Source organism: Teredinibacter waterburyi, from assembly GCF_001922985.1.
Taxonomy (GTDB): domain Bacteria; phylum Pseudomonadota; class Gammaproteobacteria; order Pseudomonadales; family Cellvibrionaceae; genus Teredinibacter; species Teredinibacter waterburyi.
Genome location: NZ_MRUH01000019.1, coordinates 48341 through 63124, shown reverse-complemented (window position 1 = coordinate 63124; position 14784 = coordinate 48341). Strand labels below are relative to the sequence as shown.

The 14784-nt window shown below is 45.4% G+C and carries 10 protein-coding genes; 7 read left to right on the top strand and 3 right to left on the bottom strand.

The window, feature by feature from the left end:
* Nucleotides 1-896 precede the first annotated feature (896 nt).
* Together IDZ20_RS01880 and IDZ20_RS01875 are read left to right on the top strand one after the other, a co-directional pair.
* Entirely contained in the window at nucleotides 897-3107 is a 2211-nt protein-coding gene (locus IDZ20_RS01880) for a cellulase family glycosylhydrolase (RefSeq protein ID WP_188149733.1), read from the top strand.
* A gap of 146 nt (nucleotides 3108-3253) precedes the next feature.
* Nucleotides 3254-3859, top strand: coding sequence for a GNAT family N-acetyltransferase (locus IDZ20_RS01875; protein WP_188149732.1), 606 nt, complete (start codon nucleotides 3254-3256; stop codon nucleotides 3857-3859).
* On the opposite strand, the gene IDZ20_RS01870 is transcribed toward IDZ20_RS01875, so the two are convergent.
* Nucleotides 3856-4269, bottom strand: a complete 414-nt coding sequence (locus IDZ20_RS01870; RefSeq protein ID WP_188149731.1) for a gamma-glutamylcyclotransferase family protein — start codon at nucleotides 4267-4269, stop codon at nucleotides 3856-3858. The genes IDZ20_RS01875 and IDZ20_RS01870 overlap by 4 nt on opposite strands.
* Before the next feature lie 234 nt (nucleotides 4270-4503).
* Between IDZ20_RS01870 and IDZ20_RS01865 the strand changes: the two genes are divergently transcribed.
* The 3 genes from IDZ20_RS01865 to IDZ20_RS01855 all read left to right on the top strand — a co-directional run bounded on the left by IDZ20_RS01865 (nucleotide 4504) and on the right by IDZ20_RS01855 (nucleotide 5807).
* Nucleotides 4504-4773 (top strand): hypothetical protein, encoded by a 270-nt coding sequence (locus IDZ20_RS01865; protein WP_188149730.1) that lies wholly within the window; start codon nucleotides 4504-4506, stop codon nucleotides 4771-4773.
* 83 nt (nucleotides 4774-4856) lie between these two features.
* Nucleotides 4857-5318 (top strand): MOSC domain-containing protein, encoded by a 462-nt coding sequence (locus IDZ20_RS01860; RefSeq protein WP_188149729.1) that lies wholly within the window; start codon nucleotides 4857-4859, stop codon nucleotides 5316-5318.
* 84 nt (nucleotides 5319-5402) lie between these two features.
* Nucleotides 5403-5807, top strand: a complete 405-nt coding sequence (locus IDZ20_RS01855) for a DUF3224 domain-containing protein (RefSeq protein WP_188149728.1) — start codon at nucleotides 5403-5405, stop codon at nucleotides 5805-5807.
* A gap of 58 nt (nucleotides 5808-5865) precedes the next feature.
* Here the strand turns inward: IDZ20_RS01855 and IDZ20_RS01850 are convergent, their stop codons facing one another.
* Together IDZ20_RS01850 and imuA are read right to left on the bottom strand one after the other, a co-directional pair.
* Complete coding sequence (locus IDZ20_RS01850; protein WP_188149727.1) at nucleotides 5866-7506, bottom strand: Y-family DNA polymerase; 1641 nt, start codon at nucleotides 7504-7506, stop codon at nucleotides 5866-5868.
* Complete coding sequence (gene imuA, locus IDZ20_RS01845; protein ID WP_188149726.1) at nucleotides 7499-8377, bottom strand: translesion DNA synthesis-associated protein ImuA; 879 nt, start codon at nucleotides 8375-8377, stop codon at nucleotides 7499-7501. Before imuA ends, IDZ20_RS01850 begins: the two co-directional genes overlap by 8 nt.
* A 437-nt stretch (nucleotides 8378-8814) precedes the next feature.
* Between imuA and IDZ20_RS16400 the strand changes: the two genes are divergently transcribed.
* A complete protein-coding gene (locus IDZ20_RS16400; protein WP_188149725.1) occupies nucleotides 8815-11484 on the top strand; it encodes a sensor domain-containing protein in 2670 nt (889 codons plus the stop codon).
* Nucleotides 11485-11593: 109 nt separating this feature from the next.
* Nucleotides 11594-14719: a chemotaxis protein CheB gene (locus IDZ20_RS01835; RefSeq protein WP_188149724.1), complete on the top strand. Its 3126-nt coding sequence runs from the start codon at nucleotides 11594-11596 to the stop codon at nucleotides 14717-14719.
* Nucleotides 14720-14784: the final 65 nt, after the last annotated feature.

Here is a 14784-nt window from a genome sequence, read left to right as displayed (position 1 = left end):
CTGGCATCTTATTTACTATTCAAAAATGCTATTTCTATCTTTTGGCTCGATAGGGTATGATCCTGTGTCTCAGTACGCCATTTTGACTAAATATCGTGATGTTTATCACGCGAATTGGCGGGTTACTAGGCTTCTCGAATATTATTGAGAAGCAGTAAGCAGACGCTTCGGTACGATGTAAATTACAATCTCGAAGCTTAGAGTTTTCTCTATATTTCCGCTGTTTATATAAACGCGTAAATATGGCGCATTACTTAACGTATTAACATAAGCCGATATAACAATAACTGGCGTTTTCGTTCTGCTGTTTTCGCAATTTAGCTTCATTTGAGTGTATGTGTACTTCGCGTGGCAATCGTCTTTGGGCGATGCGCTTGCTGGTGCTGCTGTCATTTCTCAGCCTGCTGTTGGTGGGTGTTGAATTCTTCCTGTGCGTTTTTACGGTATTCGCGTCCGTTTTATAGCTTTTGCAAACGTAATAGCAGTAGCTCCACCATATCGACTCTACGTTTGACGCTTTGTTTTTTACGGGCTGTAATCGGTTGCACGTAAATCAACATTGATTATTGCGCCTAATGATTGTTAGTTGGTATGACCGTTAAGGTTTAGCGATTTTTAATCTGGTGGACTAGCCGGTATTTGCCGGGCTGGGGAAGGTGAGGCTTACTTCTTTAGGCGCTCGACCATATGAACACAAGAAGTACATATCGGGGTTACTTTGGCCGATGTGTTTTCAGGATAGGTTGTCACGGACTGATTTGGGGTGGACTGTTGTGTGGTTCCCCTTTTTTAGAAGCAAGGGCGTTGTAATCAGCCAGATAGTGCCGAGTTTCGGCGGTTGGTATTGCTCACATTAATAATAAAAACACTCGAAAATTTACAGGAGATTTTCTCTGATGATTAACACAAAAACTAAAGGCTTCCGCTTGGCGGCAGCACTGAGCTTGGGCCTAACGGCATCAGCTTTCAGTGCCGTTTCGCAAGCTGGCTGTACCTACAACGTTGTTAACCAGTGGGGCTCAGGCTTCCAAGGTAGCATACGTATTACGAATGACGGTTCTAGTGCAATTAATGGTTGGAACGTTAGCTGGCAGTACGCCAACAACTCTGTTACCAATGCGTGGAATGCCACTGTTAGCGGTAGCAACCCATACACTGCAACTAACTATGGTTGGAATGGCACTATCCAGCCAGGACAATCTGTTGAGTTTGGCTTCCAGGGTAATTCCAATGGCGGCAGCGTCGAGACTCCTACTGTAACAGGCGATGCTTGTTCAGGCGGTTCTTCAAGCTCTTCAAGCAGCTCAAGTTCATCTAGCTCTTCAAGTTCTTCAAGCAGCTCAAGTTCATCTAGCTCTTCAAGTTCTTCAAGTTCTTCAAGTAGCTCAAGCTCTTCATCTTCTACCAGCGGTGGTCAGTGTACTGAGCAGTGTAAGTGGTACCAAGATGACCCACGTCCATTGTGTCAGAACCAAGATAGCGGTTGGGGCTGGGAAAACAGTCAAAGCTGTATCGGTCGCACTACGTGTGAAAGCCAATCTGGTAGTGGCGGCGTAATCAGCAGCTGTAACAGTTCTTCTTCAAGCAGTTCTTCAAGCTCAAGCAGCAGCTCAAGCTCAAGCAGTTCTAGTTCTTCTTCAAGTTCTAGCTCTTCTTCAAGCTCAAGCAGCAGCTCTAGCTCAAGTTCTTCTTCAAGCTCAAGCAGCTCTTCTTCAAGCTCAAGCGGTAATCCAACTGCTGGTAAGTTCCGTGTGAACTCCAACGGTGAAATTACTAAAGACGGCACTGTGATTCCAATTCAGTGTGGTTCTTGGTTTGGTCTAGAAGGTCAGCACGAGCCGCAAGACGCTGAAAATAACGCCGATGGTGCTCCTATGGAACTTTACATAGGCAACATGTGGTGGGCTGAAACTGGTCGTACTATTCAGCAGACTATGACTGAAATTAAGCAGTTGGGTATCAACGTTGTTCGTTTCCCAATCGTTCCACAAACCCTCGACCCAACCGACCCTCAGGGTACAGGTTTTGTTCGTGACGGCGGTGTATTGAAGAATGCTGATGGCGTTCGTCAAGAAAATGCTCGTCAGGCGATGGAAGATTTCATTAAGTTAGCTGATGAAAACGAACTTGAAGTTATTGTCGATATTCACTCTTGCTCCAACTACCTTGGCTGGCGTGCGGGTCGCTTAGATGCGAAACCACCTTATGCTGATGCTGAGCGTGAAGACTACGACTTCAAACGTGAAGGCTACTCTTGTTCCGCAACCGGTAACCCAAGCTCTGTTACTACCGTTCATGCATACAACGAGACTATCTGGTTGAACAACTTGCGTGAAATTGCTGGTTTGAGCGAAGCTTTAGGCGTTGATAACATTATTGCTATCGACATCTTCAACGAGCCATGGGATTACACTTGGGCTGAGTGGAAAGATCTTTCTGAGAAAGCTTACGCCGCTATTGCTGAAGTGAACAACGACGTGTTGGTAATGGTTGAAGGTATCTCTGGTGGTACTTCTGCAGGTGTTGAAGTTCCTCACGGCAACGAAGACACTAACCCTAACTGGGGTGAGAACTTCTACCCAGCTCGTGATGCTATGTTAGACATCCCACAAGATCGTTTGATTATTTCTCCACACACCTACGGTCCTTCTGTATTCGTACAGAAGCAGTTTATGGATCCATCTCAGCCAGAGTGTGACGGCTTAGAAGGTGATGAAGCTGGTGATAACGACTGTAATGTTGTGATCGATGCTGATCGTCTAGCAGCTGGATGGGACGAGCACTTTGGTTTCTTGCGTGAGCAAGGTTATGCCATGGTTATCGGTGAGTTCGGCGGTAAGATGGATTGGCCAGCTGGATTCAGCGACGCAGACCAAGCGCGTTGGAGCCACATTACGACTTCTGTAGACGAAGAGTGGCAGAACACATTCGTTGACTACATGAAAGCGAAAAACATTCAAGGTTGTTACTGGTCAATTAACCCAGAGTCTGCGGACACTGGTGGCCTTTACTTGCATGAATACGATAATGACGGAGAAAGCTGGGGTACTTGGTTAGGCTTCGACAGTCGTAAAACTAGCTTGATTCAGCGTTTGTGGGCTAACTAAGCCATAGTCGTTACATTGAGTTAATATCGGTTGTTCCGTAAGGTTCAACCGATAGCTAAAAAACCAAGCTCTGATACTATTCATGGGGCTTGGTTTTTTTTCGCCTTTAATTTGAGCGGTTAAAAAAGCTAATGAGTGAATATTGATTGATAAGTGAGACGTGGTTAGTGGAGCTTTACACAAGGCAGTTGTGGTTACGCCGTTTAGCGCAGAGCGATTATGCAGACTATAAGCAGCTGGTTACCGATCCTGCCGTTATTCGGTACTGTTTCGATAAGCCCTCGACGAGTGCCTTAGATGCCTCTTTCAGTGAGCAAATTGGAGCGTGGGGCAAGGGTTCGACTGGTTGGCTCAGTTTTGCGTTAATCGAAAAATCTAGTAGTGCGTTTGTCGGCGTTGTAGGCTTGAAGTTGGATGGTGAAATGGATTGTGAAATGGATGGCGAAATGAGAGGCGAGTTCGATGAGCGAGGCGCCGCACCCATGAGTGCTGAACTGGCCTATATGATTTCAGTAAAATTCCAACGGCGAGGCTTCGCGCGGGAGGCAGTGTTGAGGATGTTGCAATTGTGTCAGACTTTGGGGTGTAACAGCGTCGTGGCGCGTGTAGTTGAGGACAACATTGCATCAACTAAATTGTTAACAGCCTGCGGTTTTGATTGTATCGAAACCTACTCCAACAGCGTTTTAATTGAAGGTGTATTATTCGACGATAGCCTATTTAAAAAGCGATTGTCGCCTGCCACAGCTTAGGTTGTTCGCATAAACCCCTGATAACTTTCGATAAAGCGGTTCAAGCCCTGTTGCTCAAACGCCACCTGATCCCAAGCTTCCTCCGATACAATTTGGCTATTACTGGGGTTGAGTAGATAGACTTCGGCGGCTGCCGTTTGGCTTCCTAGGTCTACTTCTAATCCCGTACGGATATAGGGTTCCCCTTCGAATTGATCGAGTAGGGCTATGTCGGCGTTATTGAGATCAAAATAAAGCGTGCCGGTAACCAGATCGCAATCACTGGCGGGTATGATAACGGGGTAGTCTTCGCCGACGACGCAGCGTCGTGTGTAGCCCCGTAATTGCGCAGAGCCGCTGCGGTAGTGTCCTGTGACGATAGATTCCCATACTTTGCTGTACATTAGTGAGCCGTAGGTAAATAGGTTCACAACAACTCCTGTGGTTGGGTTGGCGTTTAATAAAGTTGGTGGTAGCGACCGCTAGCGTATTATTTTATAGCAGCTTTTGCTAACGTTGATTTGCTTATAGACGTGCGTCGTCGAGGCGAGTAGTAGAGGTGAGTAGGAAAAACGAATAGTAGAAGCGTATCAGAAGTAGAGTCTTATCTGTGTTGCTATAGCGGTGAGTATACGGATTGCCGCGTGAATGGCTCTTGAGGGTTTATGCTTAATTTTATTTTGACGATTGTTTCATTGGTGGTCTTAGTCATAGGCGTTGTGGCGCTGATATCGCCTATTCCGGTTGGCTTGATTCTTATTACGCTGAGCCTTTCCACACTTGTTTGTGTTAGCCCGCGTTCGCAAATATTACTGCGAAATTTAAGGGTTAAGTATAAAAAACTGAATCACTGGGTGTTGCGCTTAGAGGCAAAAGTAGAGCTAAAGTTTAAAGCTTTGGCGGCCGCGCTGAGTAGTACACGGCCACCCGAGTAGTTTGGCCGCTAGCGTTGTTTGCTAGTTGATCTGTTTAGGATTTTATAAATTGAATTTAATGTATTGGGTTTGAGGTTAAAAGAATGCAGGTAGAAGAAATTATTATAGCCGAAACCGCTGGCGGTGAGATGGTCGCACAACAAAGTGCAGAATTGGTAGCCGGGCAGGGCATTGTTGGGGATCGCTATTTTTCCTCGCAAGGCACTTTTTCTGATCTATTGCTGGAATCACAAGATTTCGAAGTAACGCTAATTGAGCAGGAAGAAATAGAGGCCTTTAATGAGGCTGCTGGTTTAGATTATTCTGCATCAGACTTCCGCCGTAATATTGTTACCCGAGGTGTGCGCTTAAACGATTTAGAAGGCCGTGAATTTAGTGTGGGGGAGGTGCGTTTGCGTGGTGTGCGCCTGTGTGAGCCTTGTGGTTATCTTGCCGGTCGTATTGGTAAGGTAGTGTTAAAACATATGATGCACAAGGCAGGCCTTAGAGCACAAATTATAACGGGTGGATTTATCTCTCAAGGTGATGCCATTAGTGTTAATTAATATGTGTATACTCGTGGTTGTTTTTTAAAGAGATAAATTTTTACACAAAATGTGCGCGTAAGCGAAAATTTAAAGGAGAGTTGTGTGATTGTAACAGGTGAGTTTAATGTTAGTTTAAAGCCTTTAGATGCCTATGCTGAAGGTGGGGCCGGCGTGAAGCTTGGACGTATGTCGATAGATAAAGTTTTTACCGGTACGTTAGATGCTACAAGCAAAGGTGAGATGCTAAGTGCGCGCACCATGGTTGATGGTTCTGCCGGGTACGTTGCCATTGAGCAGGTTATTGGTAGCTTGGATGGTAAATTAGGCAGCTTTGTATTACAGCATTACGGCACTATGAGAAAAGGTGATGACCACCTTATATTGGAGGTGGTACCCGATTCGGCTACTGGCGAGTTACATGGCTTAACCGGCGAAATGGAAATTAGAATTGAAGATGGCAAGCATATCTATGATTTTGATTTTACCTTGCCGGCCGATAACGTCTAATAGCTTCAGTAACCATCTTGAATTAGAGTTGGTTGCACGCTGGTGTGTTTAGCTGGCACTAGCTAAACACACCTTGTACCAACCATTTGTTTTGTAGCAGATCATAAAAAACCCAAACTCTTAAGCCGTCATCTCGCTGAGCTAAAAAATAATCTCGAGCAGTGGGTTTGTCCCACCAGTTTCCCTCAATTCTCTCGGGCCCTTGTAATAATGCCAAGGTGCCACGCCAGAAAAGCGATTCACTTTTATACTCTATGGGTTGCGGCTGAGAAAAAATCCAGCTTGGCCTCGCGCCAATAGATGTCGTGACTGTCGTTGTGCTAGCGCCATACACGTCTATTTTTTTGTTGCTAAGTTCCGGTATGTGGCTGTCGTTATAGTCTATTTTGAAAATCGCCTCATTACCGATCCGAGCCTGTAATTTTGCGGTTAATCGTGCAAAATCATCCTGTAATTGTTGCTTGCCCATTGCTTCGTTATCCGTGCTGTGGGCATGGCTAGAAAAAGCCAATGTCTGGTTGTCGGCCGTAAATTTTTGTGTGTTGCGACAGTGTAATTCAATCCCGTCAACCTCAAAGGGAAGGCTGTTCGATTCGAGTTGAATCTGGCTGAGTTCGTAGAGCAGTTGCCATTTCTGCTGTGGCTGGCTGCTATAGATATTAAGAGTTTCACAATCGTGATAAATATCGAACAGACGCCATTCAACCGCTTGGCACTGCAGTTGGTGTTGTTGTAAATAATCACTTAATTTTTGCAGTAACATCGCCATGGGCTGATGTAGTTGTTCGCTAGTGTTTATGGGGTAGTCGAACTCCATACTGTTGTAAAAAAAAGATTCAGGCTCAAAAATAATTAAAGGCTTTTTAAATAATGAAGGGCTCGGCAGGGGGGGGCTTTTATTGTTGCTGATTGAATCGTTAGTTTTTGGTGTGCTTTCTATTTTGCTTTGAGCGTGGCTTTGATCAATATCGAACAGTTCGCTCATTAACTCACAAAAACGTGTGCTCCAGCGCTTGCGAATACTGGCAAAAGAGTGTTTTTGTATTTGTTTTAAAATATCGCCTAAAGTTTTAAACCCCGTTTTTTCTAAAGCGTCAACCTCTGCGGATAAGGCTTTTAGGCTTAATGTACTTTGCGGTAGCAGGGTGAGCGCGCGTACCGGTTGAAGGCTTAATTTTTCTAATATTACCTCTCGATCAAAGGCTTGATTTTGGCTTGGTGCTGTAGTGTCAGATATAAAGGATAATAGCCATGCAGCGGAAGGCGTGTGGCCAATGCCGAAGTGGCCATTGGCATGTTTTAAACTGATGTATATTTTTTGGTAGAGGCAGCTCAAACCGTTGAATAGTTTAAGGCTGCGAGAGACTTCTAAAGTGAAGCCAGCATCTTTATGTTCATGGGGAACGTGTGTTTCTAAGTAGGGCGTGAAAGCATAAAGTTGATTGGCGAGTTCTGTTAGGCGGTTAAATTCTTGTTCTGGACGGCGTTTGTATTGTTGAAATTCAGCGAGGAGTTGAGCTGTTGTTAGAGGCATGTAGGGCTTTATGCCTTTAGTTAATAGTGAGGAGCTTACACACACTATTTGTTGTTTCTGGGTAACAACAATGTCGTCTTGCCTCGACACCTCAAGAGCGTCTAGCGGTAGTTGCGGTAGCCGCACTGCAATCCAGCAGCGAGTAACGTTATAGTTGTTAACCACGCTTACCTCTGTAGTTATCAAGGCCCCCATTTTTTTTGATTGCGATTGTTTGTTTGGCTTGGCCGTTAGTATAAAAACGATACTCTCTCGGGGTTGAGTTGTTTACTGGGTTGCGGTGCGGTTGTTGTTCCAGCCATTGTTGGGGCAACTCAATAGCGATGGCTTGATGTAGCTGATTCTGTAATTGCCCTCGTTGCTTAATGATTCCTACTAAAAGTTGCTGGCCTTCAAACTCACTGTATAACCTTAAGCCGGCAGGTGAACTGGATTGTTTGGCTTGGGCGGGTCGCAGAAGAACATACAAACCTTTACCAGCATTAGTGGCGAGCTGGCATTTGCGTAGCTCTGTGTAGGTTAAAAACGATTTTGGTTGCCAAGCCAAAATAGAACAACAGCTGCTAGAGCGCGCTAGCTCGGTAAAGCAGGCGATAAAATCAGCTTTGCTTTTAGGTCGCACGATTAATAGCTGGTTTAACGGGACACCTGCCTGCAAGAGCCCTTCGGCAAAGGGTAATGCGGGAGGGTTTAGAAGCGCCGCGTGGTACAGAGTGTTTTCCCGTAGTAATCGCATAACCGCAGGACCAAACAGCAGCCAATCGCCACAACCAGGGCTGGCTTGGCATAGCTCGATCAAACTACTGCTAGGCCAGCCTTTATTAAGGAGCCGCTTATTCAACTGAGGGTAAGTGCTATCCACGGCATCCTTCGTCACAAACCGCTGGGAATGCCCCCGCCAAACATCGCCTTGCTGTAGCAACGTCTCTAGTGAGGGTTTCGCTTGCGGCTCGTTGACCGGCCGATCTGTGGGTTCGTTACCATAAACGGAGCTGGACGGGGGCTGAAAAACTTTTCTAAAAGGGGGGGAAGGCATAGCGCTGTTTAGCTCAAATAATTTGCGAATACTGTATTTATAGACAGTATTCCTGTTTGTTCGGGCCGTCAAGATAATTGTGCTGTGACTGGTATGTGTTGCCTGCTGGGGCGGAGCGAAAATGACCTTCTGTGTAATTTAAGTAATAGGTATTGAGCTAGTCTTGATTGGCTGGATTTGGCGTGAAGGTTTACAAATATGCCCTCAAAGAAGCGGGGGGTGTGGCTCTATCACTGTATAAGCTAATGAGTATTCTATTCGGTTAGCTTTGACACGCCCTCATATAATCTTTGTTTATATAAATTTTGATGGCAGTATTTATAGGTCTTCCGGTGTTAGTTTGTACTTACTGTTTTCGTCTTGTAGTCAAGGGAAATTACTGCAGGCGTGAACTATAATGACATAAAGCAACTTTTTGAGAAGTGTAGTACGCCGCCATGGAAGAATTGCCGAGTAACCGAAGAAAAGATTCACAGTTGCGTGAAGCCATAGATCGATTTCATCGCGACATCCAAAGTTTTAGCGATTTAAGTAAGGTTTACCACTATACCCTAAAGGAAATTTGTGCCCTTTCTGGCTCTCCATTTGCCTTTGCTATGGAGCGATGTATCGATGCTGATGGTCAGACCGCGCTCAAGTGTATAGCCGCTCATCTAAGTGTTGCGGATGCTGAGCCTGGGGCTGACGTGAATATTGAGGACTGGCCGCTTATCAGGGTGGAACAGGCGACTAGAGCCTTATATAACGCCATTAGCTTTAATCGACCAATGGTATTAGACCCCGACACGCTTCGCAGTCTTCGCAGTAATTATCCGAAACTTCCCCTCTTAGAGCAGGTATTGGTTCTGACGTTAAACGACGGCCAGAAAACCCGTAGTGTTATTTGTTTGGCGAACGCACAACAACCCTACCATGTTGATTTTGCCAAGCGTATCTGGCCCTTACTTACTACCTGTGTCAGCTTGATGCGTATTATTGAAAACAAGCAATTACAGTCTATTTCCGAAAAGCGGGTGTTGTTGGAGCAGGACTCTTGGCGAGAAAGTTTCGGAAGACTAGAGACTCTTGCCCCCGTTGGAATTATCACCATAAATCGTGAACAAAAAATATTGCGGATAAACCCCGCGGCAGAGCTCATGTTTGGGCGAATTGCAGCGCAAGCGGTTCATTGTCATATTTCCGATCTTTTGCCAGAGCGCTTTCGTAATGAGCATTCGACGCAAACATTCAATGCTCAATCGGTAAAGCATGGCCACAAAGAGGCGATTCGTGTTCAAGGGTGCAAGTCGAATGGACAGATAATTCCCCTTGAACTCTCGTTAATGTTTTTCGAAGAGTACCGGCAGCCCCGCATTATGCTGATACTGCGAGATAGCAGCCGTCTAATCGAGATACAGGAGCAGCACCAGGCCGAGCTACAGCGGTTTAAGGTCGTTGCCGATTTAGCGCCGATGGGTATTTTGCAAACCGATACTAACTGGAATACCGAATACGCAAATGATCGCTGGTTGGAGATCACCGGTATGACGCGCGAATCGGTTGAGGGAATGAGCTGGTCAAAGTTTTTACATCATGAGGACGCGGAGCCGGTGCTAACCGAGCTGCACAGTCAAGTTGGGGCTGGGCAGGAGTTCCGTAAAGAATGTAGGGTACAGCGAGGTATTGACGACGTGGTCTGGGTTTGGGTTCAGGCTCGGCCACTGTTCACATTAAATGGTGAAGTTAACGGCTTTGTCGCCACTATGGTGGATAACAGCTATCACCATGATGCAGAAGAAAAGCTTCGCCATTTGGCTGAGCGAGACGTTCTTACCGGGCTCGCTAATCGCATGTTGTTTTTTGATCGTCTTGAACACGCACTACAACGAGTTGAACGGCACGGGGCTTTGGCAATTTTGGCGCTAGACTTGGATGGTTTCAAAAATATTAATGACACGCTGGGGCACGATGCCGGTGACCGAATGTTGGTGGAGGTCGCTAATCGTTTGTTGAGCTGTGTACGCCAAGAAGATACGGTATCGAGAGTTGGCGGTGATGAGTTTTTCATATTGCTTGAAAGCCTTTCGGATGCATCGGTGGCTGCGCATGTGTCGGATAAAATATTAAAAGCATTAGAAATGCCATTTACTATTGCCCAGCAAGAAGTTTTTATTTCCACCAGTATTGGTATTTGCTTTGCGGTAAACGGGCAGAGCAGTTCGTCAAAAACACTGTTAAAGCAAGCCGATATGGCCTTGTATAGAGCCAAGGATTCAGGGCGCAATAACTATCAATATTATTCTCCAGATCTCGAAAGAGCTTCACGGCGTAAGCTTGAGCTAGGCAATAGCTTGCATCGCGCCTTGGGGCGCGCTGAATTTGAGGTGTTTTATCAAGCGCAGGCCACCGTCGCGAGTAATAAAATTATTGGCTTTGAAGCATTATTGCGCTGGCGCCATCCTGTAAAAGGGTTGCTGGGACCCGATTCTTTTATCGGCCTGCTCGAAGATACAGGTTTAATTGCTCCAGTAAGTCGTTGGTTGCTACACATCAGTTTTCATCAGCTAAAAGATTTGATTGCTTTAGGTATGGTGGATAGCGATGCGGTAATGTCCGTGAATATCAGTCCACGACAATTTCGAGACCCTTTGCTGTTGCTAGGTATTGAGAAGGCTCTTTCTGACTCAGGTCTTAGCGGGAAGAATGTCGTTGTGGAAATTACCGAGTCAGCATTGATCCAAGATCAAGGTCATGCTGTAGATAGCTTGAAGAAAATACGGGAGATGGGAATTAAAGTTGCCTTAGATGATTTTGGTACAGGGTTTTCATCGCTCAGTTACCTAAAGAAATATCCAATCGACATTATTAAAATTGACCGTAGTTTTATTAAGGATTTATTGATCGACAAAGAAGATGAGGCGATAACCCAGGCCGTATTAGCCTTGGGGCGCTCGCTGAAAATGGAAGTGATTGCCGAGGGTGTTGAGACATTCGAAATACTTAACCTGTTGAAATTATGGGGGTGTGACACTTATCAAGGGTATTTGCTAAATAAGCCAATTGCAGGAGCCGAGATTGCAAATTATTTTAGTAAACAGCTACAATCTCGCCGTTCGGAAATAGGCTAGCCTTCGCATAGGCGGCCTAACAACCTTCGAGAAAAACTATCGTTATCTATATGACTCTTTCTGTTGTTAAGGCTTACCGCAGTTGTGGTGACAAAAAAAGGAACCCGTGATGCCCACGAAAGACAAGAACGTTTCACCCGAATCGTCTGAACCCGCGGCAGCTGCCGCGTCATCCGTTGAGCCTTCTAAAGCAGAATCTACAGAGGTTGAGACCTCAACAGTTAAATCCGGCACCGTTCAGCCCAGCCACTATGTAGGTATTGGCGCTTCGGCTGGAGGGCTTGAAGCTCTGCAAGAATTTATGCGCCATATGCCTGTCAACAGCGGTTTGGCCTTTATTATTGTTCAGCATTTGTCGCCAGACTTCAAAAGTATGATGGATGAGCTGCTTAGCCGGCATACAACCATGCGTATCTTCAACGCCGTCGACGGTGTAGTTGTCGAGGCGAATACGGTATACCTGATCCCACCGAAAAAAAATATGATGATCGCTGAAGGCAAGCTGATACTTATCGATCAGATGCCCGATCGCGGTAATAATTTCCCTATTGATATCTTCTTTCGATCCTTAGCCGAAGACCAGCTGCATCGCAGTGTTGCGGTTGTGCTTTCGGGTACAGGCAGTGACGGTAGTCGCGGCGTACCGGCAATAAAAGAAGTGGGCGGTTTAGTGGTGGTACAAGAGCCGGAAGACGCGAAGTTTGACGGTATGCCGACTAGTGCAATTCGCACTGGCCTGGTGGATGTCGTTGTGCCGATAGATCAAATACCCGCGCGGATCATTAAATTTATTTCTCATCCATTGGTGAGTGGTGAACAGACATCGTTATCAGATCAGCTGGAAACGGCCGAAAGTGCACTCCAAGACATCTACGAGCTGCTGCGTATGCGCAGCGACATCGATTTTACCCAATATAAAAGTAGTACCATTTCGCGCCGAATCGAACGGCGCATAGGCTTACACGGTTTAACCAGTGTGTCTGAATATCACGCTCTATTACAGTCGCACCCGAGCGAGTTACAAACGCTCGCTAAAGATATGCTTATTGGCGTTACGCGGTTTTTTCGGGATACCGAATCGTTTAATGAGATTCGCAGTAAAGTAATACCTACCATTTTAGATCAGGCCTCTAAAGAAGAGACGATAAGGGTATGGGTGGCGGGCTGCTCAACGGGGCAAGAGGCTTATTCGCTGGCAATATTGTTTGACGAGGAAATTCAAAAGCGAGGCATTGCGCGAACCGTAAAAATATTTGCGACAGACGTTGACCCCGATGCAATAGCAGAAGCCAGCGCTGGTCAATTTAATATTAACGAAATTGCCGATGTAGGCGAAGAGAGATTTAATCGCTATTTTCTAAAGAGTGACGAAGACTTGGTTACGATTTCGCCGTCTATTCGTCAGATGGTGGTGTTCGCCACTCATAACTTATTAAAAGACCCTCCGTTTTCGAATTGTCAGTTGGCCGTGTGTCGCAATGTGCTAATTTATTTTCAGCCGAAAGCACAGCGTCAAATTTTGTCGATGCTGCACTTTGCTATACAGCGAGATGGCTACCTCTTTCTTGGCGGGTCGGAAAGTTTAGGCGATCTCACTCGGCATTTTGACGTGCATGACGAACGCAATCGCATCTATCGTAAAAATCCAAATGTGAAGGTAGGGCCTGGTAACTTTTCATCGCTTAATTCAGGTGACACAACGGCGAAGAAAGGTTCCGTTCCAAGCGTGGAGTCGTTAGTTAGGAATTATCAACAGCAAAAAACGCCGAGTTTTTTGCCACTATTAGAAGCATTAATCGATGACTATGTTCCCGCTTGTATTATTCTAAATGAAGATCTTGAGGTGCAGCATGTTTATGGTGATGTTCACTTGTATACCCGCAAGCTTAAGGCTGGTCGGTTCAGTGCAAAAATAAACGACTTTATTAGCGAAGGTTTGGGCGTAGCTGTTAGTACCGCAATCAACCGCGCATCTACGGATCAAAAAAATGTTCAATACAGCGAGATTCGATTTACGCCAGATGATGGCACTGAGCTTGTCGTAAAGCTCCGTGTAATTTATATCGCTGCAACGGCTGCCATTGCTGGGCATATGGCGCTAGTGTTTGAACATACAGAGCCAAGCGAAAGAGAGTTGCAAGATACTCTAGTTGAATTCAACGTGGGTGAAGAGTCTCAGCAGCGTATTCACGATCTCGAAGTCGCGTTAAAGAAAAATCAAGAACACCTACAGGTAACTATTGAAGAACTGGAGACCGCGAATGAAGAACTGCAAAGCTCAAATGAAGAATTGATGGCCTCTAACGAAGAGCTGCAAAGTACCAACGAAGAGTTGCAGTCGGTTAATGAAGAGCTCTACACGGTAAATAGCGAATATCAAGAAAAAATCGAAGAAGTTACCCAGATCAATATGGATATTGACAACATTATAAAATCGGCAGATATCGGTTTTATATTTTTGGATGATGCAATGTTAATTCGGCGCTTTTCCCCAGTAGCATCGGAAGTTATTAATTTGCTGGCGACTGATATTGGCCGGCCTTTTCACCACATCTCTCATGCACTGGAATATGAATCTCTATTAAACGATATCTCCTTCGTTATAGAATCCGAAAGTTCTTTAGAAAAAGAGATTGCCACCACTAGCGGCGGCACCATGCTAGTAAAAATATCACCTTATTTTGATGAACATCGAGTGGCGCTGGGTAGCGTTCTTACACTCACAGATATTACCGAGATGCGCTCGCTTAAAAGCAGGCTTAAAGAAAGTTATTCGCAGCTTCGATCAACCATTGACAGCGCATTTTGGCAGCAGAAAAAGCAATTAACTATATTGGTTGTGGATGATAATGAAGTAGACCAAATGATGATTGTCTCGGCGTTAAAGTCAGTGGCATCCTCTTACTCAAGCTACGAAATTATTCAGGCGGGTACATACGAGGAAGCGAAAACTATTTTGGCAGAGAAAAGTTGTGATATTTGTTTGATCGATTACAACCTAGGTAAGTATACGGGTTTTGATTTGATCGACTCATTGCGAAAAGGGGCTGGCTCTCCTGCATTTATTGTTTTGTCTGGAGTGATGGGTGAGCATTTGTATGAGCAGGCGATAGCCCTGGGTATTTACGATGTTATTGACAAGAAGGATATTTCTGCACCGCTACTAGAGCGCAGTATTCGCTACACTCAGCGCCATAAACAGACGGAAATGTACCTGTCGAATAAGACGCATTAAACACCTTTTGTGGGTTTGTACTGTTGGGCCTGCCGGAGTGGGTAATATATGTAGCAGCAATATAA